Below are 20,380 nucleotides of genomic sequence, written 5' to 3'. Positions count from 1 at the left end.
CCCAAGGGGCCTCCTCACGGCTCGCGCGGCGGCAAGGCGTCAGGAAGCCCCTCGTGACCGAGGCAAGGCACACCGATCAAGGGAATGGCGGCGGGCGCGATTCGTGGAGCAATGACCTTCTCGCCCCGTCGCCCGATGGCGAGCAGACGGGGCGCGCACACCGTTGCAGAAGGAGACGCGCGCTTTGGAGTCCCGCGCGGTGCGGGACGTTTGCCTCGCCGTCAGTGAAGTGGCCGGCGCGGCAGGGGGAAGCGAGGATCAGGACGCCTTGGAGGCAGCGCGCCGCTTGCGCGGTGCGCTGCGCCGGCCCGTCGGGGACTCGATCGGCAGCGTGCCCTTGCAGTCCGGGTAGCGCGAGCAGGACCAGAACGCGCCGCTCTTGCCCGTGCGCTGCTGCATCGGCGCGCCGCACTGCGGGCAGGCCGGCGCCGGCGGCAGCTTGAGCGAGAGCGTCGCGCCGCGGTACTGCTGCACGAGCTGACCGACCCACGCGGCCTGCTTCTCGATGAAGGTGTCCAACGCCATCTGGCCGGCCTCGATCATGTCGAGCGCGTGCTCCCACACCGCCGTAGTGCCGGGGTCGGCGATGGCCGAGGGCACCGCGTCGATGAGCGTGAATGCCGCGTCGGAAGCGCGGATGGCACGGCCTTTCTTGACCAGGTAGCCGCGACCGATCAGACCGTTGATGATGTTGGCGCGTGTCGCCTCGGTGCCGATGCCGGTGGTATCTCGCAGCTTCTGTTTCAGGCGCGGGTCGGTCACGAACTTGGCGACGGTCTTCATGGCCTTGATCAGCTCGCCCTGCGTGTAGGGTTTGGGCGGCAGCGTCTTCAGCGCCTTGAGATCCACCTTTCCGACCGGGCAGGACAGGCCCGCATGCAGGGCGGGCAGCACCTGGCTGCGCTGCGCATCCTCGCCATCGGCATCGTCCGGCCCCGGCGTCGCCAGCACCTCACGCCAGCCGATGACGGCGATCTGCTTGCCCACGGCCGCCAGCGACTGACTGCCGCATGAGAACTGCGCCACCGTCCTGTCGAACTCATGGTGCGGGAGGAACTGCGCGAGGTAATGGGCGCGGATCAGCCGGTAGACGGCCAGCTCCTTCTCGCTCATGGCCGACAGGTTGGCGGGTTCCAGCGTCGGGATGATGCCGTGGTGAGCCGACACCTTGCCGTCGTTCCATGCACGCGAGCGCAGTTGGCGATCCAGGCGCTCGATCAGCGGCCGCAGGCTGGGGTCGGTCTTGACCAGGCTGTCGAGTACGGTCGGCACCTCAGCCAGCATGCTCTCGGGCAGGTAGCCCGAATCCGAGCGCGGATACGTTGTCGCCTTGTGCGTCTCGTACAGCGCCTGGGCAATGTCCAGCGTCTCCTGCACGTCGAGGTCCAACTGCTTGGAGCACACCTCCTGCAGCGTGCCCAGGTCGAACGGCAGCGGCGGCCCTTCGCGCACCCGCTCGGTTTCTACCGACAGCACCTGGGCGGAGCTGGCCGTGCGCAGGCGCTCGGCGGCCTGCTGCGCCACCGGCTGTTGCAGGCAGCGGCCCGCATCGTCGTTGCTGCCTTGCGGCGGCGTCCAGCTTGCGACGAAGGACTGGCCTGCATGCGAAAGCGCAACCTCGATGGCCCAGAACGGTACGCAGACGAATCGCGCGATCTCGCGATCACGATCCACGACCAACTTCAGCGTCGGCGTCTGCACGCGCCCCACCGACAGCACGCCCGTATAGCCGGCCTGGCGCCCCAGCAGGGTGAACAAGCGGCTCAGGTTCATCCCGATCAGCCAGTCGGCACGCGAACGGGCGAGTGCGGAGAAATACAGCGGCAGCGTCTCGGCGGACGGTTTGAGCGCGCCCAGCGCCTTGCGGATCGACGAATCGTTGAGCGCCGACAGCCACAGGCGCTGAATCGGCCCGCGGTAGTCGCATAGGTCGATGATCTCGCGGGCGATCATCTCGCCTTCGCGGTCGGCGTCGGTCGCGATCACCAGCTCGCCCGCCTTGGCGACGAGCTGCTGCACGACCTTGAACTGCGCCGCGGTCGCCGCCTTGGGCTCGACACGCCAGCTTCGGGGAAGAATGGGCAGTTGCTCGATGGCCCAGCGTTTGTACTGCTCGCCGTAGCCTTCGGGCGGAACCGCCTCGACCAGATGACCGATGCACCAGGTCACGACGACACCGGCACCGCTGTAGCAGCCGTTGCCGCGTTGGCTGGCGCCCAGCACACGGGCGATGTCCTTGCCCTGGGACGGCTTCTCGCACAGGAACACGCGCATGAAGCCTCCTTGGAAATGTGCGGTTCATCGGATGGGCGTCAGCTTGGCGGGGCCAGGAGATGCCGGCAGCAAGGAAGCCGATTGATGCAGACACCGCTTTGTGATCGGCAGGCGGTCCGTTGCCGCAGCGGTGCGCATAGACCGCAGGAGCTGGCACAGCAAGAGCGTCGTTTCTGGAGGGCGGCTGGAACTCCGTGGACGACCTTGGAGCTATCCCCTGGGGATAGCTCGCTGGTGCATCGCGGGCGTATGACGGTTGCTACAGCCGCCCTCGGGGGAGCGGCGATGGGTGAACTACTGTCCTCCGGCCGGCTTAGCGCTCAGCGCCACCGACTCGATGCGGTACGGCAGGATGCCCACGCGCCGGGCCTCGACCTTGAAGGTCACCCGTTCGTTCTCGTCGGCGTCCTCCCATTCGTCGCGCACGGTGCGGCCCTCGACCAGCACCCGCATACCTTTCTGGTACAGCGTCTTCCAGTGCTCGGCGTCGCGGTGCCACAGCTCCACGGGCGCCCAGAAGCCGCCGCGATCTTCGTACTCGCCGTCCTTCTTCGGGATCGGGTTGTCGAAGTAGACGTTCAGGCGAAGCAGCCGGCGCGGCTCGTCGTTGCCGTTCGGAAATTCGCGGTAGTCCGGCGCAGAACCGATGTTGCCCTCGCCGACGAAGTGCGTGCTCATGGTGACTCCTTGGTGGTGGGTGGAACGGACGCGGTATGCCCGTGGACGCGCCGCAGGTAAGCCGCTTCGGCCTGCGCGGCCTTGTTGGCGCATTCCAGGGCTTGGCGAGCGATGCTGTGGGTCAGGCTGATCTGCATGTTCAGCACGATGCGCTGCAGTTCGATCGCGTACAGCTCGTCGATCAGCGAGGCCGGCGTCGCGGGGTTGGCCAGCAGGGCCTCCCACAACGCCACGCCCATGGAGGAACGGTCGAGGTTGCGCCAGCGCAGGAAGGTCGTCCCTGCGCCAGTGGCCTGCTGGGCCAGTTGCACGTCGAGCAGGCTGAAGGGGTAGGCGCGCGCCTGGGGCAGCACGCGCCGCTGCGCCAGGCCAATCACGTCGTCGCGCAGCGCTGCGCACTGGCTGGCCCAGGTCTCCAGACTCCTCTTACCCTTAAAAGGCTGTAAAAGGCCTTTTAGGTAGCCTGCGTGTTCCAGCCGCTGGAAGTCCGCCTGTTCCAGCACCACGAAGCGCGTGGAGTGACCGATGGGGGGCGATGCCGTCATGCGTCAGCACCCTCACTACCCGTCGCCTGATTGGCTGCGCCATCCGTGTGAGCCGGCGCATCGGGCTCGATGGCGGGCGCAGCAGGCGGCGTGCCGGGCTTGTTCGACCGCCGCGCGATGGGTGGCGCGAAGCGCGAGCGGCGCGTGCCTTCCAGCACGTCCTGCGGCAACTCGCCGAACTTCTCCAGCGCCGCTCGCGCCGCCGCGTTCTTCGCCGCGAAGTCGTCGCGCGTCGTGCCCGAGTAGCGGTACTGCTGGGCCAGCGAGAACAGGCTGCGCAGCGCGTGCGCGCCATCATTGAGCCAGCGCTCCAAGGTGCTGCGGTCGATCAGCGCCGTGTGGTGGGCCAGGATGAGCTTGCGTGCCAGGTCGTCGTAGTCGGCCAGCAGGTACACCGCCATGAAGCCGAGTTGTGCATTCACGAACAGCGGCAGCTTCACCGGCTGCACATTCGTGTTCTCGCCCAGGGACAGCGCCGCTGGCACGTCGGCCAGGGCCTGATCCACCTGTTCGCGCAGGGTCTGCAAGCGGGTCTTGGTGTCGGCGAGCTTGTCCTCGATCCGCAACATCCACCAGTCCGAGTACGGGTCGTCCTGCTCGGCGCCGCGCTTCATCTTGTTCATGGCGCCGATGAAGCCGTTGAGACCGATGATGCCGGGGCGCCCCTCGGTCGGCGCGCGGCCGTGCCAGATGCGCGAAGCGTGGTGCGTGTGCAGCGTCAGCGACATCGCGCTGCGCAGCGATCCGAGATTCAGTTGCAGGGGTTCTGTGCGTTCGTTGGCCATGAGAGCGACTCGCAGTGAAGGAACGAGCCGCCAGCATCGGCATCGCCCGGAAGGCCGTCAGTCAACAAACCGCAGCCCATGCGCGCCCGGTTTGTTCCGCACGGAAGGCTGTGTGTGCCGGCTATCCCCTGGGGATAACTCGGCGGAGTCGTTCGCGGCTCGCGCGGAGATGAGACCGCGTTACGGGGCTATGCCTCGCGCGGTCTGTACCAGGCGGCCCGTTGCCCCTCCACCTCGCGGTAGCGAAGCTCGAACAGGCGGCACTCGTGCACCACCTGCCGCCAACTGCTGCAGCCGTACTTGGCTGGAAGCTGCTCGGGATGCCGGTCCGCGATCCAGCGGCCAGCGGCGGCGATGGGTGTCCAGCCCTCGACGGCCAACTGCGCGACGGCCTCGCGCAGCGCGCGAACGATGCCCGCGGCCGGCCAGTCCACCGTGCCGTCCGGCGCGATGCCATTGACCACCAGGTCGTGGAACACATCCGACTGGACGAACTCCGCTGCCAGGCGCCGCGCCTGATCCATGTGCTCGGCCCAGCCGCGCAGCTGCTCGAAGTGTTGATCGATACGCATATAGGCGGAACCGAGTTCGTCCTGTGCAGCGCGGCACCCGTCCACGGTCCATAGATCGTGCTGGTCGATGAAGTGGTGCACCAGGGTGTTGCGCAGCGATACCAGGTCTTTGAGGTCGGCCTGGGTCTTGGCGTAGTCCTGCGCAGACAGGCTCAGTTGCACGCGCGTGCGAAAGGAAATCACGTCGCCGGGGAGATCGTCGTCGTGTTCCTTGCCATCATTTCCATCGGTGACGACATACGAGCCAAACAGTTGTCCGACCAACGTGCCAAGGGTCTTGGTCGCGGCATCTTCGATCCGCGCTGTGCGAATGGCCTCCAGCGAATGCGCCGGGCCTGAAATCTCGTGGTGCGCCACGATGGCTTTCATGAGGCGCTCGTACTGTTGAAGGCGCAACAGGCATCTGCCCAGCAAGCGCTGAACGTCTCGCTGTAGTGATTGCAGTGCGTTTGTGGCGGGGGAAGTCGTCATGTCCATCGTCGGCCGGGCTCGTGCGTGGCTGTCCTCGTCTGATTCACAGGCGACAGTTTCGCCTGTCGTTCGGTGGGCAGCAATCGAGCACGGCGGAAGGGTGTCTGTTCCAGCTATTCCCAGGGGATAGTCAACATCAGCGATCACGCAAGGCTTCTCGGAGCTGTGCCAGGTAGGCACGTGCCACCTCGGGGTCAGTCGCACGGGATGCCGGCGGTGACGATGGCGCAGGTGGCGGGGGCGCTGGCGGCGCCGATGCACTTTCTCCTGCCCAGGCCTTGAACTCTCCGCGGATGGCCTTCTGGATGATGCCGAACAGATAGCCGGCCGGGTTGCGCACCGCGCTGTTGCGGCAGCGTGCCGCCCATTCGTCGAGCACGGCCTGCCGCTGCGCCTCGTCCACCTGCTGCAGCGCCACCAGCGCGCCGGCCTGCTGTTCGTCCTTCAAGTGCAAGAAGCGCTCGGGCAGCCGCAGGTTCTGCAAGGCCCTCGCGCGCGGTACTGTACGTACTTCATTTATACGATCATTACGTACTGTACGGTCCTCCTTCGGAATCCGAAGAGAGCCGTCCGGCGCGGGTTTCGGCCCTGCTTCGGATTCCGAAGACGGGCGCGCAGCATTCCGAAGAAGGGCTTCCTGGCCTTCTTCGGATTCGTGGTCCGCACCCTCCTGTGGATAACCTGGCGTCGTCCAGCCATGCCGCGCCATGCGCTGCGCCAGCACTTGCAGACGGGTCGGCAGCGTGCGCCCGCTGAGCAGCGGGTCTTCGGCGATCTCCCGCAGCGTGTTCATGCCCACGACCTGCACCGCCTTCGCCGCGTGCGTGAGCGCCTGGCTCACCAGGCCCAGGTAGTCCGGGTCGAGCTGCATCGCCTCGAAGGGTGACAGCGGTTCGTCGTGCAGCACGTAGAGGTTGCCTTGGATACGGCCGGTCTTGGGATCGCGCCGCCGCCGCACCAGGCTGAGCCAGCGCGTCAGCCGCAGCAGCGTCAAGGCGCGCGCCACGGTCTCGTGCGAGGCTTGCGCCGCACAGGGCATGGACGCCAGATATGGGCGGAGCTGGTCGTAGGTGGGAAAGGCGGTCACGCCGTCGTCGTTGAGCTGCAGGCGGAACACCTGCCAGGCATTGCGCTCCAGCGGCGTCAGGCGCCGGTCGAGGAACAACGCGCGCGGCACGCTCTCGTGCCGGTTGCCGCTGTAGAGAAAGCCGTCCTGGCTCGGCGCCGTGCCCTGCGCCGGTTCCTTCGGCTCAAGGTGCCGCAGCGCCTCGTCGAACAACGCCGACAGCGCAACCGGGCCATCACGCCGTGGAGCGTCGCCCGTCGTCATGACCTACACCAGCCCCTGGTCGACCCAGTTCCGTATCGCCGACCAGATCACCGACATGGGCAGGGTCATGGCCTCGGCCAGGTCCATGGTCAGCGCCAGCATCGCCATGTCGTCGTTCAGTGCGATGTGCCGCTCCGTGATGCCGGCCTTCCAGCGTTCCCACAGGACCACGTCCTGCGCCTCGTCGAGCACCGGATGCCGACCCTTACGCTTGGGCAGCCCGAGGATGTCGCGGCGCAGCGCCACTTCCTGATGCGTGAGGCCGTAGAACTTGCTGACCATCTCCGTGCTCGCCCCCAGGCGCAGCATGCGGTCCACCGTGGCGATCTCCCGCTCCACGTCGTGCACCTGGCTCAGCAGCCGCTTCAACACTTCCCGGTTCACCGACACCGAACACCACGACACCGTGGCATTCACCAGCATACTCACGAGTTCTGGGTGCTTCAGCGCATCCAGCTCCTCCTCACCGAAGCCCATGGCCTTGCAGCGGCGCAACTGGCCGTTGCGCAGGTCATGCAGGGCCTGGGCGATCACGGCCTGGTTGAGCGGGTGCGGTGCCGACATACGGGAGCCTCCTGCGCTCAGGAATCCTGGCTCGCTACGCCGGCTTCCAGATCCAGCAGCCGGCGCGCCAGGCGCAGCAGACGGAACAGCTTCACCAGCGCAGCATCGCTCAGGCGTGTGGCCGAGCCGCCGTGGCCATGCAGCAGCGCCGCCAGCTCGTCGGCCAGCCGCGCGCGGTCCAATCCGCTCGCGGAGGGCGGAGCCGCACTCAGCACATGCAGCAGGGTCAGCACCGCCCGCGCGAACGCCGGCAGCGCCTTCGCCTGGCCCACAACCGGCGCCGCGCAGACGAAGCCGATGCCGCCGACGCTGGCCTCAATGTGGTCGGCGACCGCCGCTTCCTCGCCGATCTCGCGCGCGAACTGCGCGATGTGCACGCGCAGGCGATCCGGCACGTCCAGCCCCGGCTCGACGTACCAGACGTCCGAGATGGGATAGAGCCCGCCGACCTGCACGGGGATCGCACGCAGCGCATCGGCCTCGAAGTCGGGCAGCTTGTCGCCGAGCTGGTCCGCGACCATCCGCTGGATGGACTGCAGGCGCTCGGTGGTCGGTGCCGGTGTCACGATGTGCCCTTGCAGGCGCTCGTCGCGTTGCCCGTGCTGGTCCTCCGGCGCTTCGGGCGATGCAGGCGGTGTCGCTGCTGGCGCCGAAGGCGCGACCGGCGTGGTGTCGCGCGGCACAGACGATGCGGGTGGCTGCTGAGGCGCGGAGACCGGCGGGGGAGGAGCAGCAGGCACGACAGGCGCTGCCGGTGGCGTCGGCGCCGCCGGTTCGCTGGTCAGCGCACGCTGGCGGCTTTCGCTGTCGTTGATCTCCAGCGCCAGCGTGTCGTAGTCCGCCTCCAGCAACTCGGCCATCTGGCCCACCAGCTCGTCCTGCACCCGCTGCGGCGAGAAGTCGTCCGGCAGTGTGTCGAACTGCGTCAGCACGTCCTGAAACAAGGTGGCGAAGTCCACGGTCACGGTGCGGCCCAGCGCACGCCGCTCCCAGGTGCGCTCGCACGCCTTGCGCAGCACCGCGAGCCGGTCCACCTGATGCCGGCCCAATCCGCCGTACAACAGCGTCGGGATCGCCGGCAGCAGATAGCGCACCGCATCGTTCATGCGGCTGATGTGTGACTGCGGCACCGGATAGCCGTCGGCAGTCAGCCGCCGCGCGAGTTCGCTCTGCGACAGCGCCTGGCCGCTTTCCTGCTCGTAGAACTCGCGCGCCTTCTCGATGCCCAAGGCCCGCTCGATGAAGGTCAGCCCGCCGCGCAGCTCGTTCTCGGCCAGATGCCCGGTCAGCGCCACGATTTCGCCGCGCGCCGGCCACGGGCGGAACAGGCACGCAATGCGGAAGAAGCGTTCCTCCTTGGTCTCGCTCCACAACTCGCGCAGGATCGCCAGCCGCGTGTTGCCGCCGTTGCGAATGATGTAGTGCGCCTCGCCCGGCCTGCGCGTGATCGCGGGGGGCGCGTCCAGCCCGCGTTCGCGGATGGACGCCTTGATCTCCGCATAGGCCGGGTTGCGCGTCACGCGCGGGTCGTGGTCGTAGGGCCGCAACTGGTCCAGCGTCACCACCATCGGCGTGTCGGCGATGGGGTCGCTCAAGGTCGCGGCCGAAGGGCCGCTGCGCTCGAAGCCGGTGGCCAGCAGCTTGGCAGCCATGTCCTGCGGCGTCAGCTCAGCCACGGCCGTTCTCCTGCGCCTGCCGGTCGGCGCGGCGAAGTTGCGCGCGGGCATTGCGGTCGGCACGGTGGTCGCTCGCAGTCGAACTGGTGTAGATCGACGCGCAGCCTGGTTTCGTGAATTTCAGGTGCCCGCCGGACGTGCGCACCACGCGCCAGCCTTCGCCCAGCGCGAACTCGATCAGCGCGCGCAGCCGTTCACGGCCGCGCGCCAGTTCATGTGCGCTCGCCATGGCTGGCCCCTCCCGCATCGGCCCGGCCGGTGACCAGCGCGAAGCGCCCCCGCCACGCGGGGAACAGCTCGCCGGCCAGCGTGCGCATGGTGTCCAGCGCCGCGGGCGCCGTGCGCCCAGCTGGCCGCCGGTACTCCACCCGATGCACCGGCAATCCTCGTGTTGCAGCGCGTGGATAGGCTTCGATGGCCGGCACGTCGGTGTCCAGCACCTGCATGCCGGCCTGTTCCTGGAACACCTGTCGCAGCGCCTGCTGGACCAGCCGCGCGTTCGACGACACCGGATGCACACGGTTGATGAGCAGGCGCAGCGGCGGCGGCTCGATGCCCAGGTGGCGATACGGCGCGATGTCCTCGATCAGTTGCAGTGTGCCGCGGCGCAGTTCGCGCGCGGCCAGAATCTCCGGCGTCACCGGTGACAGCGCCAGGTCGGACGCCAGCACCGCCATCTCCAGCAGCACGCTGCGCGCGCCCTGCGTGTCGATCAACAGCAAGTCATAGTGCGTGCGGAAGACGGGAAGCAGATGGCGCAGTCGCAGGCGCCCATCCGGAGCGTGCAGCAGCAGCGTGTTCAGTTCGCCGCGGTCGTCGTTGGAGAGCACCAGGTCCAGGCCCGCGATCGCGGTGCGCGACACCAGTTGCTCGATGCGCCGCTCGTTGAAGGCCAGCATCTCGTAGATGCCGCCGGGCGCGCGCACGTCCAGCGTGAAGTAGCTCGACAGCGTGGGCTGCACGTCCAGATCCAGCAGCAGCACGCGCAGCCCGGCATCGGCGATGAAGCCGCCCAGGTTGGCCGCCGTCGTGGTCTTGCCCACGCCGCCCTTGGTCGAAATGATGGACACCACCTGCATGAGCTTCTCCTCGTCGAATGGCATGAACCGAGAAGAAGCGTCAGGCGCGTTCTTTGAGGCGATCGGCGATCCACTGTTCGATCTCCACCGAGTCCCAGCCCACCGCGCGCACGCCCAGGCGCAGCGCCTTGGGGAACTTGCCTTCCTTCATCAGGCTGTAGATGTGCGCGCGCTTGAAGCCGGTCTTGGCTTCGACCTCGGCGCGGCGCAGGATGCGGTGCTCGGGCGGCAAGGCCGGCGCGATGGTCTGCGAAGACATGAGAGGCACTCCTTGACGCTCGATGGCGTTGTTCAGAAAGTGCCTCGCATTCCATATGCTGCTGCTGCGAGATTCACTGCAACTGCAGAACACGCAACTGCAATTGCAGTCTGCTGTTACAGGCTCAGCGCGATGCCTCCAGGTGGCGACGCGCCTGTGCCAGCTTGCTCCACAGCGTTCGCTCGCTGATGCCGGGCCGCCCTTCATGGTGGGCCAGTAGCGCACTGATCACCGCATCCATGTTGCGGAAGGACGAGTAGGCAGAGCCCGCGGGGGACTTGCCCAACAGCAATGTCAGCAGGCCGCCAATGATGTTCAGGTAAGTCGATTCGCTGCGCAGGCCCGGTTCACTCGCATCGCCCTCACGAATGCTACTGGCATGCTCCTTCGCCAACGCTTCGTGCTGTGCCTTCAGCGCCGCATGTAGTTGTGCGAGTTCGGCAAGCTGCAGCTTGGCGGCCTCGCGATCGGCCAGCAACACGTTCAGCATGGCGACGCTCACCGAAGGATGCAGTTCGCGCTCGATGCCGTCGAACAGGAATGGAGGCCGCTCACCGGGGTAGTAATGCGACATCCACGCCTTCAGGTCGACGTGGCGCACGATCAACGCAGGATCGTCGAGTGCGGGGCGCTGAGGTTCCTGCGCCATGCCTGCCTTGCCGTAAGAAAGCTCATCGTGTGCCAATGCGTCGAAGATGCGCTCGGAGAAAAGGCGCAGCAAGGGCCAGCGCGGAAAGTCGTTCGGCTCAGGCATGGCACGTGGCCCGAGCGTTTCCAGAATCCGCGGCTCAAAGCGCAACAGTCCCGCCCAACGGACGGCCGCCTCGATCGGGCGGTAGTAGATCCTGGCGCCAAAGGCAAGGCAACTCGATTTCTCCATGTCGCGTGCGTCCCATCGTCGGATCGAACTCTGGCAGACGCGCACCGCCCAAGTGGGCGAGGCGATTGCCCAGAAATCCGGATGAAGCGCAGGACCGGCCGGGATCGTGGAAGGAAGCGTTGCATCGGCGCTGACGGCCGGCTAAGGGCGAACTACATCTTGCTACGCTTGAAACTCCTCAACCATGATGCGGGCGCTTTGCCTTTGGACCGGCACGCGGCTTGGTGGTCGCGCTCCCCTGGAGTCAAGCATGGGTGCCGCGCTTTACCCGAAACCTGGCCAAAGTTTTCCGTAGGAATTCCAACGGCGTAAAGTGCCAATACGTCAACAGGATGAGCCGGTTTGCAACCAGCAAAAGCTCATGCGTTCCGCGTCAGTGAAATGACCGCGGCGGCGAGCCCGCAGGCGAGTGCCGGAGTACGGAAGGGCGCAGCAATTGCGTCGAAACTGGAATTAGTACAGCGCATGAGCCATGCGGATCGGGTCAGCCGCAAGACCAAAGATGAATCGCGCAATCCGAGAAAACTAGCCGCGCACCTTTCGATAGATCTGCGTCAGATCGCGCGTGATGTGCTTGCGTCCTGATGACATACACGTTCGGCGCGTTCGATGAACCGCTGCAACGGCTCCGTCATGCCACCCTCGGTTCGTAGCAGATAGGTGGTTATCGATGCGCTCTGACCGGCCAACGGGCGGACAACAACATCCGCCGGCTGGCAAGTTGCCAAGTGCGCGGCAGTGGAAAAACTTAGCCCGTACCCTGCGGCCACCAACGTCAGCATCAGCCCGTGAGAAGCGGCATACTCAGCCACGATCGGTTGGACATCGACAGAGCGGAACAGTCGTTCGCTCTGCCGACCGCAACCTTGGCATGCCCGTGGATCACAAAGTACCAGCGGATAGCTCACCACTTCCTGCAACGGCACTTCCTTGAAGGCTACAAGCGGGTGCCGTGCGGGCAGGATCACTACCAAGGGGTCGGCCCACAGCGGCTCAGCAATGATCCCGTCCTCCACTTCATTGACCATTGCAAAGCCGGCGTCGAACAGATTTGCGTTCAGCCCCTGCACGAGTTCGGTCAGCGGTACTTCGGAGAGCCGGATGTTTACCTGCGGCGACTCTTCGCGGCACAGTGCAAGCAGTGCTGATAGCCTCGCCCGTCCTATGTCTCTCGACAGCGCGATTCGCAAAATGCCCTGAGAACCGGAGGCAGCAGCCTTCGCGCTGGCCACTGCCTGCTCAACGCTCAACATGATGCGGCGGGCGTCGTCGAGGAAGACTCGCCCTGCCCAAGTCAGGGTTGCGCCCCGCGGCGTGCGACTGAGCAACGTCACGCCTAGAGTTGTCTCCAACTTGCGGATCGTGCGTGATAGGGGAGATTGTTCTATATGCAGCCGCCTAGCGGCTCGACCGAAGTGCAGTTCCTCGGCTACAGCAATGAAACAGCGAAGATGACGTAAGTTCATGCGCAGTCCCTCGTGACGTGACCAGTCCTTATGATCGTAGGGAGCCGCATGCGTGCGGAGAAGAGGCCGGCATGTCTTGCAGCGGCTGCCGTCGCCGGCTCACAGCACGCGGGCAATGGTGTCCGGAGTTATTGCAACGCTGCTTGAACGCGGGCGGCGGTCATGGCGGATGGCTAGCTAGAGCACTCGCGCCAGCGCGCCTCGGCTATCTTCTGTGGCCGCAGCGACCCGAGGAAGACAGTCGCGGCGTCTTACGTCACTCCCCGAGGGCGAGCGATTTGGTCTGTCGACACGGGCGGCGGCGCAGCGTCTGAAGTTCGCGCCAGCGGGCATCGCGCCGGATGAACTGTCGATGGGCATGTTCGGCGAATTCGAGATCGCCACCTGTAACCGCGCTGCTGAAGCACTGCGGCCGGAGCAGTCGCAGCAAGCGGTTGACGCGGGCGGACAAGCAATTCCTGTAACATGTGCCGCGCCTCTTCACTGCCTTGCAGCAAGCCCGCGACAGCGTGAGGGGAGCGGCCAGCGGCTTTCACGGTCAGCAACGCATTACGCTGTCCGATGGCATCACCCCGTCGCGCTTGCCGACCTTGCTGGCGTTAAGCTGGCAGGAGGAGCCCGACGTCGAGTTGCGCCTGTTCGAGGTGTCACTGTCGCAGCAAATCAAGGGGCTGCATGGCGATCTGTATGACCTAGGGCCCAGTCTGGTGAAGTGGGTGACGACATCGTGGCTAAGGCGCTTTGGAGCGCCCCCCCTCATGGTCGCGGCGCCGGCATGGCATCCGCTGCTTGCGCATTCCGACGATCGTGACCGCCCGTACCGACGAACGTGACCGGTGTTCTGTGCGCGCCAGCGTGGGGTTCAGAGTTTAACCGCGTCGGTCACGATCACGGTCATCTCGGGGCATGGCATAGGCTTATCCACAGGTGGCCGCCAGCGCGCCTCATACGCTGGCGGGCGGCCGCCTGTGGGTAAGCCGTACAGCACGCGCGGCCTCATGCCGTTGCCTTCTTTCGCATCGACTCGCCTTTGAGGGCGAGCTTGTGCGCGGCATGCACGATGCGATCGAGGATCGCATCGGCGAAGGTGGGATCGCCCAGGTAGGCGTGCCAGTGCTCGATCGGCAACTGGCTGGTGATCACCGTCGAGCGGCTGCCGACCCGGTCGTCGAGGAGTTCGAGCAGGTCGCTGCGCTCCTGCGCCGAAGGCGCCGCCAGGCCCCAGTCGTCGATGACGATGAGGTCGAGCCGGGCCAGCTGCATCAGCCGCCGACTGAAGCTGCCGTCGGCGTGCGCGATGCGCAGCTCCTCGAATAGGCGCGGCAGGCGCACGTAGTAGGCAGAGAGCCCCTGGCGGCAGGCGGCGTTGGCGAGCGCGCAGGCGAGCCAGGTCTTGCCGCTGCCGGTGGGACCCGTGATCAGGCAGTTCTGCGCGTGGCGGATCCAGTGACAGGTGCCCAGCGCGGCGAACTGGCTGCGCTCCAGACCGCGCCCGGCGCGGTAGTCGACATCCTCCAGACAGGCGCCGCCGAGCTTGATGCGGGCGGCCTTGAGCAGGCGCTCGATGCGCTTGCCGTCACGCAGCAGCACCTCGCGATCGATGAGTTGGGCCAGACGCTCATCGAAGGTGAGCGCTTCGATGGCGGGGTGGGCGTGCTGTTCTTCGAGGGCGCGTGCCATGCCCTCCAGGCGCAGGGCACGCAGTTGGTCGAGGCTGGGGTGGGTGAGCATCGGGGTTTCTCCGGTGGTGGTGGGTAGCCGTTACGGCGTAACGGCAGTGCGGATCAGTGGTAGTAGTGCGCGCCGCGCAGGTTGGCGTGCGCATCGGGTAGGGCGAGCTCGGCCTGTTGGTGCGCACTCGCCGGCAGCGGGGCGCGATCGAGCCCGGTCTTGAGCATCGAGGCGAGGTTCTTGTAGCGCATCGCCCCGAGCGCGACGGCGCGGCCGGCAGCGGCCTCGAGCCGTGCCTTGCCGTACTGGCGGGCCAGACGCATCAACCCCAGGCAGGCGCGGTAGCCCTGTTCGGGATGCGGCATGCGCTCGAGCTGGAAGGCGACCACGCGCGCGGTGTGCGGCCCCACCGTGGTGCCCCAGGCGATGAGCTTGCTAGGCGACCACTCCCGGTGGGCCTGGTGCGAGGCGGGCATGTGCTCGGTGAGCGTGGTGAAGACGCCGCGCCGGTGGCTGCGGGCATGCACCGCCACGCGGCGTCCGCCGGCGAAGCACTCGATGCTCGAAGGCGTGATGCGAAGCTCCAGCACCTGCCCGACCAGCGCGTGGGGCACGCTGTAGTAGTGACCGTCGAACTCGACGTGGTAGTCGATGTTGGGCTTGGCCTTCTTCCACTGGGCGAACTGGAACGGCGTGGCGGGCAGCGCGCGCAGCGCCGGCTGGTCGAGCGTCTCGAAGGCGGCGCGGCGGTTGCCCGGCAGGCGCTGGAAGGGACGCGCGTTGAGCGCCTCGAGCAACGCGGCGATGGCCACCTCGAGCTCGGCCAGCGAGAAGAAGCGCCGGTGCCGCAGGCGCGCCAGGATCCAGCGCTGCACGATCTGCACGCCCACCTCCACCTTGCTCTTGTCCTGCGGCCTGTACGGGCGTGCGGGCAGGATCGCCACGCCGTAGTGCTGGGCGAACTCGGCGGTGGTGCGCTGCAACTGCGGCACGTACCGGTCCGGCTCGCCCACCAGGGAGCGGGTGTTGTCGGGGACGATCAGCTCGGGCACGCCGCCGATGAAACGCAGCGCCCGCCCCAGCGCCCCCAGCCAGTCGGCCTGAGACTGCGTGGCCGTGGCGCAGGCGAAGGTGTAGTTCGAGGCCCCGAGCACCGCCACGAAGATCTGCGCCCGCGAGATCTCGCCGGTCTCGGCGTCGATGATCGGCACCGTGTCGCCCGCGTAGTCGATGAAGAGCTTCTCGCCGGCACGATGCACCTGCCGCATCGAGCGCTTGAGCCCCTTGGCGAAGTCCCGGTACAGGTCGCAGAAGCGCGAATACTGGTAGGTGGGCCCGGCGGCCGCATGGACGTACTCCTCCCACAGCAGCGCGAGGGTGACGTTCTTGCGCTTGAGGCCTTGATGCACGGCCGCCAGGTCCGGCGTCACGTAACCTACCGCCGCTCCGCGCGGGCGCGGGCTCGCGCCCAGCAGCGCGCGCAGGCGCGCCTCGTCGGCCGCCGCCAGTTCGGTCCAGTTCGCGCCGCTGGCCTCGGCCGCCTTCACGTACTTGGCGACGACCCCCTTGGAGATCGACAGCGCGCGCGCGATGCGCTCATGCGAGAGCGCGCAGTCGTACTTGAGCCGTAACAGCTCCTTGATCTTGTGCATGGCAATCCGCTCCGCCGGCATCCTCTCGCTCCGCGCAAAGCGCGCGAGGGTAGCCGTGACAAGGATGGTTGCCACGCTGGCCGCACAGGCCGTTCCGATTTGATCGTGACCGACGATTCCGACAACGTGACCGGTGATTCCGACGATCGCGAAAATCGGTCACGATCAAATCGGAATCGCCGGTCACGGCCTCGGAATCACCGGTCACACCCTTCTCGGAATGAGCGGTCACGATGGGTCGGAATACGCACGCTGCTCAAGCACAAACGTATCTCACTGGACGAGGTGCTGCGTTATCCGCTGGTGCTGGTGACCCACATGCATACGGGAGTCATGAACGTCAGATCCAACGAGTGCTGCCGCGGGTGAAGCAGGAACCCGTGATCGCTGCACGGGTGGCTTCCTGGGAACCTGAAACGCGTCGAGGTATATTGATTGGACAGAAGCTAGTCTTCCGTCAACAGGTGTAGCCATCCCTTGCTAGCGGCTTCCATAGAACTTTTCCACGAACGAGCGACGGTAACTCTGGTGGCAGGCTAGGCAGCTTTGCTGGGTCTTGGAGAAAGCCGCGATGACTGCTTGGCCGTCATTCCGCTGTGCAGCCTCGCCCATGGCGGTCGCGGCGTCATGGACCTGTCCATCAAGACCCCGAAACTTTCCAGCGTCTGCCCCAAGCCAAGCAAGGATGCGCATCTTTTCCGACATGGGCGGCTCGGCATGCTTGGCGATTCGTGGTGCTAGCTCGGCGACCAGCGGCCAGTCTTCTTTGGAGATCGCGCCCGTGACGGCTTGCATGTCGCGACCGAGTCTTTCCATTATGGTACGAAGCGCCATTGGCTTTGCCGCCTCTACGGACTGCGCACCGAGTGCCGTGGCGAAGGTTGCCAAGAGCACGGACAGCGGGACGGTGAAAAACGATCTGGGTTTCAAGGGCTGGTTCACGAATTTCTCCATTGATGTTGTGACGAATGCTTTGGGTCTAACGATTGGTTGCAGGTGTCCTCAAAATTCCAGACTCAGCGCGATCGATCCGAATGCGTGATGGCCCGCCTGCTGGTCGAACTCGCGGGTTCTCCAAACGCGCATCACGGCGAGCCGTACGCCACGTCCAGCAACGATCCATTGGCTACTGATGCCGAGAGCTGCTTGCGCGATCCAAGGCCGCCGGCTGACGTGATGGCTATGCCGGAACATGTTTCCGTCGAGTGAGAAGTCCCAGGCGACGGCTTTACCCTCCAGATTCAGGAAGACATGTGCCCCAGGTTTGGGCGCCAGGACCGACTGCGGCGTTGTCGTGCGCAGATCGGCAACACCAGAGGGCGGGCGGTTCTCTGCGCCAGGGCGGATCGGATAGCTGCCGAAGTCGTTCGGTATGTTCCAGCCCGCGCGAAACTCCACGCCGGTACTGGCGGCGGTTTCGATGTTTCCGACCCGCAGGGCATAGCTGCCGATCACGTCGCTGCCCCATCCAGGGCGGACCGCACCCTCCGTGTACGGCTTGAACTTGCGCTCCATGGCCATCTGAAACGCCGGCTCGTTGCGCAACTGGTTGTCCCAGCCGCGAAATCGCTCAATGCCGCGTGTCCGATGCACCAGATCCTGAGATTGCTCGGCCAGCGACCAGGGGCCGATCACGCCCAGGGTCAGCTCACGCACGTCAAGCATTTCGTAGCTGGCGGCTTGTGGGTGGATGCGGCGATTCCACGCCAAACCCAGGTAGAGCAAACCAGCGTACGGTCGGTCATCTGGAATCACGTCGGTGCGCGTCTTGTTCTCGGGCGTGTACATGGACTGGCCAAAGCGCACGACGAGGTTTTGCGACGATGTCTGGGCGCCGGAATCGCGCCAGAACCCGGGATCAGCCCAGCCGATGAAGCGGGCGTACAAACCAATCGGCTGTGGCAGGCACTCGGGACGGAGCTCGCCTTGCAGATCACGTGAGACTGCTGTTAGCGCGACACCGTTGGTGTAGTTGCGGTCGGAGCCGGTGAATAGATCGTTCTCCAGGCGCAGGGTGCCACCCCGCCAGCGCAGGGAGTGCTCTGGCGAGCAGGAGGGAGGATCTGCAGAGAGCGAGAAGTCGGAACCGAAAGCAGAAATCGGGCTGAACAATGCACAGGCAATCAACAAGGTGGCGAACTGCATCGACTGCTGCACCTTGGTGCCGCGCAGGCTCCGGCAATACCCGTCGATGCCGATCATGTCGCCCCATCGCCTGCTGCCCTGTTGACGTAAAAGCGTTCGAGGGCACTAACGATTTCCTCGGCTTCGTCTACGCAGGTGAACAAGTCGAGATCGGATGGAGAGATATAGCCTTCGTCGAGCAGAAGATCGAAATCAACTACGCGACGCCAGAATGCACGGCCGACCAGCACCACCGGAATCCGCTGCATCTTTCCGGACTGGATCAAGGTGAGCACCTCGAACAGCTCATCAAGCGTTCCATAGCCACCGGGGAAGGCCACCAAGCCCTTGGCGTGCAACAAGAAGTGCATCTTGCGCAGGGCGAAATAGTGGAATCGGAACGCCAAATCCGGGCACATGTAGGGGTTGGGTGCCTGTTCGTGGGGCAGCGTGATGTTGAGGCCAATCGAACGTGCGCCGACCTCGAAAGCACCGCGGTTGGCGGCCTCCATGATGCCGGGCCCACCCCCGGTGACGACGACGAAATCACGGCGGTTTTGCTGCTGGAAACGCGCCGAAATAAGGCCCGAGAAACGCCTCGCTTGCTCGTAGTGACGTGCCTGTTCGACCCGGCGATTGGCCCGCGCAAGCTCTTGCCGCAGCCCGACATCCTCCGGAGTGACGAGCGCCTGACGCTCCAGAACGCCAAGACGGGCTTCTGCCGTCTCGGCATCGCTCACGCGTGCGCTGCCGAAGACCACTACCGTCGAGCGAATGCCTTGCTCGTGCAGGATGCGCTCGGGCTTGAGCAGTTCGAGCTGTAGTCGCAGCGGCCGCAGTTCGTCCTGGCCAAGCAGCTCGATGTCTTCGTACGCAAGCCGGTACGTTGGCGACTCGCGGATGGCGCGCAGGCGTTCATCGAGATCTTCTGCGGGCTTCATCACTCGTGCGCCAGAAAGTCCGGCCAGCGCAGCGCATGGCCATACTCGGGCACCGTGACCTGCCAGCCGAGTTGCTGCTGCAAGAGGTCAGCGAAGGTTTGCGCGGCCGACGATTCCCCATGCACCACGAAGGTTTGCGCCGGTGCTTGAATGAAAGCACGGGCCCAATCCAGCAGCGCCTTCTGGTCGGCATGCGCCGAGAGGCCGTCCACGCTGTGGATCGCCGCATGTACCGGGATGTCCTCACCGAAGATGCGTACACGTTCGGCCCCCTCGATCAGGCGCCGGCCAAGCGTCCCCTGCGCCTGGAAACCGGGAAACAAGATGCTGCATTCGCGGCGTGGCAAGTTGTGGCGCAGGTGGTGCCGGATACGTCCCGCATCGCACATGCCGCTGGCAGAAATAATGATGGCCCCGGAGCGAATCCGGTTCAGCGCCATGGACTCCTCAGCGCTCGCTGTGAAATCCAGGTACGGGAGGTTCTCGCCGCGCGCGTGCCATCCGGCCAACCGCTTCGCCTGTTCGTCGAACAATTCGAGATGTTCACGCGTGATGCGTGTGGCCTCGGTGGCCATCGGCGAATCGACAAACACCATTGGACGCTGCAGACGCCCTTCGCAGGTGAGACGATGTAGGTGGTAGAGCACCTCCTGGGTTCGGCCGACCGCAAAGGCCGGAACGATGACATTGCCGCCGCGCTCGAACAGGGTTTTCTCGACGATGCCGATCATGTCCGCTTCGGTCGCCGAAAAATCCTTGTGCCGGCGGTCACCGTAGGTGGACTCGATGACGAGGATGTCGGCTTCCTCAATGGGTGTCGGGTCGCGCAGGATGGGGCGTCCCGGCTGACCCAGATCGCCGCTGAACACGATCTTCGTGGGGTAACCGTACTCGGTAATCCAAACTTCCACGATGGCCGAACCAAGGATGTGTCCGGCATCACGAAAGCGGGCGCGCACCCCGACGCGGGGTGCGAACTCCCGGTCGTATTCGATACCTCGTACTTGCTGCAGGCATTCGTGTGCATCCTGTAGGGTATACAGGGGTGGCGGCACGGTCTTTTCTTTGAGCCGCTTGGCAACCCGCTTGGCATCGCTTTCCTGGATGTGAGCGCTATCGGGCAGCATCACCCCGAGCAGATCAACCGTCGCTGGCGTGGCGTAGATGGACCCCTTGAACCCGGCGCGCGTGAGTTTGGGCAATAGCCCGCTGTGGTCGATGTGGGCGTGGGTCAGCAGGACGAAGTCAATGGACGCCGGGTCGAACGCGAACGGCTCGTGGTTGCGTGCTGCTGCTATACGCCCACCTTGAACCATGCCGCAATCGACCAGGAAGCGGACATTAGCCGCTTCGACCAGAAAGCACGATCCGGTGACTTCTCGGGCTGCGCCCAAAAAACTGAGTTTCATAGGG

General features: G+C 65.6%; 22 protein-coding genes. 3 read left to right on the top strand and 19 right to left on the bottom strand.

Annotated features, from left to right (window positions below; translation table 11 throughout):
* Nucleotides 1-258: 258 nt before the first annotated feature.
* The 12 genes from HRU73_RS09420 to HRU73_RS09365 all read right to left on the bottom strand — a co-directional run bounded on the left by HRU73_RS09420 (nt 259) and on the right by HRU73_RS09365 (nt 11,113).
* A complete protein-coding gene (locus tag HRU73_RS09420) occupies nt 259-2,274 on the bottom strand; it encodes a DNA topoisomerase III (RefSeq protein ID WP_287398501.1) in 2,016 nt (671 codons plus the stop codon).
* Nucleotides 2,275-2,568: 294 nt separating this feature from the next.
* Nucleotides 2,569-2,952 (bottom strand): single-stranded DNA-binding protein, encoded by a 384-nt coding sequence (locus HRU73_RS09415; RefSeq protein WP_004362284.1) that lies wholly within the window; start codon nt 2,950-2,952, stop codon nt 2,569-2,571.
* Entirely contained in the window at nt 2,949-3,497 is a 549-nt protein-coding gene (locus HRU73_RS09410) for a DUF3158 family protein (protein ID WP_287398500.1), read from the bottom strand. Before HRU73_RS09410 ends, HRU73_RS09415 begins: the two co-directional genes overlap by 4 nt.
* Nucleotides 3,494-4,282, bottom strand: coding sequence for a PFL_4669 family integrating conjugative element protein (locus HRU73_RS09405; RefSeq protein WP_287398499.1), 789 nt, complete (start codon nt 4,280-4,282; stop codon nt 3,494-3,496). Before HRU73_RS09405 ends, HRU73_RS09410 begins: the two co-directional genes overlap by 4 nt.
* Nucleotides 4,283-4,470: 188 nt before the next feature.
* Nucleotides 4,471-5,223 carry an OST-HTH/LOTUS domain-containing protein gene (locus HRU73_RS09400; RefSeq protein ID WP_287398498.1) on the bottom strand — a complete coding sequence of 251 codons (753 nt, stop codon included), beginning with the start codon at nt 5,221-5,223 and terminating at the stop codon, nt 4,471-4,473.
* A 238-nt stretch (nt 5,224-5,461) separates the two neighbouring features.
* A complete protein-coding gene (locus HRU73_RS09395; protein ID WP_287398497.1) occupies nt 5,462-6,655 on the bottom strand; it encodes an STY4528 family pathogenicity island replication protein in 1,194 nt (397 codons plus the stop codon).
* Between the two features lie 3 nt (nt 6,656-6,658).
* Nucleotides 6,659-7,219, bottom strand: a complete 561-nt coding sequence (locus HRU73_RS09390) for a DUF2857 domain-containing protein (RefSeq protein WP_287398496.1) — start codon at nt 7,217-7,219, stop codon at nt 6,659-6,661.
* A gap of 17 nt (nt 7,220-7,236) precedes the next feature.
* Nucleotides 7,237-8,895 (bottom strand): ParB family protein, encoded by a 1,659-nt coding sequence (locus HRU73_RS09385; protein ID WP_287398495.1) that lies wholly within the window; start codon nt 8,893-8,895, stop codon nt 7,237-7,239.
* Entirely contained in the window at nt 8,888-9,124 is a 237-nt protein-coding gene (locus tag HRU73_RS09380; RefSeq protein WP_013982111.1) for a type II toxin-antitoxin system HicA family toxin, read from the bottom strand. The genes HRU73_RS09385 and HRU73_RS09380 overlap by 8 nt, the downstream gene beginning before the upstream one ends.
* On the bottom strand, nt 9,108-9,998 hold the full coding sequence (locus HRU73_RS09375; protein WP_502709292.1) for a ParA family protein: 891 nt from the start codon (nt 9,996-9,998) through the stop codon (nt 9,108-9,110). Before HRU73_RS09375 ends, HRU73_RS09380 begins: the two co-directional genes overlap by 17 nt.
* 16 nt (nt 9,999-10,014) lie before the next feature.
* A complete protein-coding gene (locus HRU73_RS09370) occupies nt 10,015-10,233 on the bottom strand; it encodes an AlpA family transcriptional regulator (protein ID WP_004255100.1) in 219 nt (72 codons plus the stop codon).
* A 124-nt stretch (nt 10,234-10,357) separates the two neighbouring features.
* On the bottom strand, nt 10,358-11,113 hold the full coding sequence (locus tag HRU73_RS09365) for a hypothetical protein (RefSeq protein ID WP_010792182.1): 756 nt from the start codon (nt 11,111-11,113) through the stop codon (nt 10,358-10,360).
* A 342-nt stretch (nt 11,114-11,455) separates the two neighbouring features.
* On the opposite strand from HRU73_RS09365, the gene HRU73_RS09360 reads away from it, so the two are divergent.
* Complete coding sequence (locus HRU73_RS09360; RefSeq protein WP_287398489.1) at nt 11,456-11,698, top strand: hypothetical protein; 243 nt, start codon at nt 11,456-11,458, stop codon at nt 11,696-11,698.
* On the opposite strand, the gene HRU73_RS09355 is transcribed toward HRU73_RS09360, so the two are convergent.
* A complete protein-coding gene (locus tag HRU73_RS09355) occupies nt 11,668-12,579 on the bottom strand; it encodes a LysR family transcriptional regulator (RefSeq protein WP_013721842.1) in 912 nt (303 codons plus the stop codon). The two genes, HRU73_RS09360 and HRU73_RS09355, sit on opposite strands and share 31 nt — an antisense overlap.
* Nucleotides 12,580-13,046: 467 nt before the next feature.
* Here HRU73_RS09355 and HRU73_RS09350 point away from each other — a divergent pair, with 467 nt between their 5' ends.
* Nucleotides 13,047-13,412, top strand: a complete 366-nt coding sequence (locus HRU73_RS09350; protein ID WP_353765026.1) for a LysR substrate-binding domain-containing protein — start codon at nt 13,047-13,049, stop codon at nt 13,410-13,412.
* Nucleotides 13,413-13,575: 163 nt separating this feature from the next.
* On the opposite strand, the gene istB is transcribed toward HRU73_RS09350, so the two are convergent.
* Together istB and istA are read right to left on the bottom strand one after the other, a co-directional pair.
* Entirely contained in the window at nt 13,576-14,310 is a 735-nt protein-coding gene (gene istB, locus HRU73_RS09345; RefSeq protein ID WP_287398488.1) for an IS21-like element helper ATPase IstB, read from the bottom strand.
* Nucleotides 14,311-14,363: 53 nt separating this feature from the next.
* Entirely contained in the window at nt 14,364-15,923 is a 1,560-nt protein-coding gene (istA, locus tag HRU73_RS09340) for an IS21 family transposase (RefSeq protein WP_287398487.1), read from the bottom strand.
* Between istA and HRU73_RS09335 the strand changes: the two genes are divergently transcribed.
* Nucleotides 15,897-16,271, top strand: coding sequence for a hypothetical protein (locus HRU73_RS09335; RefSeq protein ID WP_287398486.1), 375 nt, complete (start codon nt 15,897-15,899; stop codon nt 16,269-16,271). The genes istA and HRU73_RS09335 overlap by 27 nt on opposite strands.
* Nucleotides 16,272-16,382: 111 nt before the next feature.
* Here HRU73_RS09335 and HRU73_RS09330 read toward each other — a convergent pair whose 3' ends face one another.
* The 4 genes from HRU73_RS09330 to HRU73_RS09315 are packed head-to-tail and all read right to left on the bottom strand — an operon-like array spanning nt 16,383 to nt 20,376.
* A complete protein-coding gene (locus tag HRU73_RS09330) occupies nt 16,383-16,856 on the bottom strand; it encodes a cytochrome c (protein WP_004255128.1) in 474 nt (157 codons plus the stop codon).
* Between the two features lie 48 nt (nt 16,857-16,904).
* Entirely contained in the window at nt 16,905-18,104 is a 1,200-nt protein-coding gene (locus HRU73_RS09325) for a lipid A deacylase LpxR family protein (protein ID WP_151609303.1), read from the bottom strand.
* Nucleotides 18,101-18,967, bottom strand: a complete 867-nt coding sequence (locus HRU73_RS09320; RefSeq protein ID WP_151609302.1) for an LOG family protein — start codon at nt 18,965-18,967, stop codon at nt 18,101-18,103. The genes HRU73_RS09325 and HRU73_RS09320 overlap by 4 nt, the downstream gene beginning before the upstream one ends.
* Nucleotides 18,967-20,376 carry an MBL fold metallo-hydrolase RNA specificity domain-containing protein gene (locus HRU73_RS09315; protein ID WP_151609301.1) on the bottom strand — a complete coding sequence of 470 codons (1,410 nt, stop codon included), beginning with the start codon at nt 20,374-20,376 and terminating at the stop codon, nt 18,967-18,969. The genes HRU73_RS09320 and HRU73_RS09315 overlap by 1 nt, the downstream gene beginning before the upstream one ends.
* Nucleotides 20,377-20,380: the final 4 nt, after the last annotated feature.

It is taken from the genome of Nitrosomonas sp. H1_AOB3, assembly GCF_015709435.1.
In the GTDB taxonomy this organism is placed as follows: domain Bacteria; phylum Pseudomonadota; class Gammaproteobacteria; order Burkholderiales; family Nitrosomonadaceae; genus Nitrosomonas; species Nitrosomonas europaea.
Note: the sequence above shows the minus strand (reverse complement) of the source record. Positions and strands in the feature narration are given on the sequence as shown.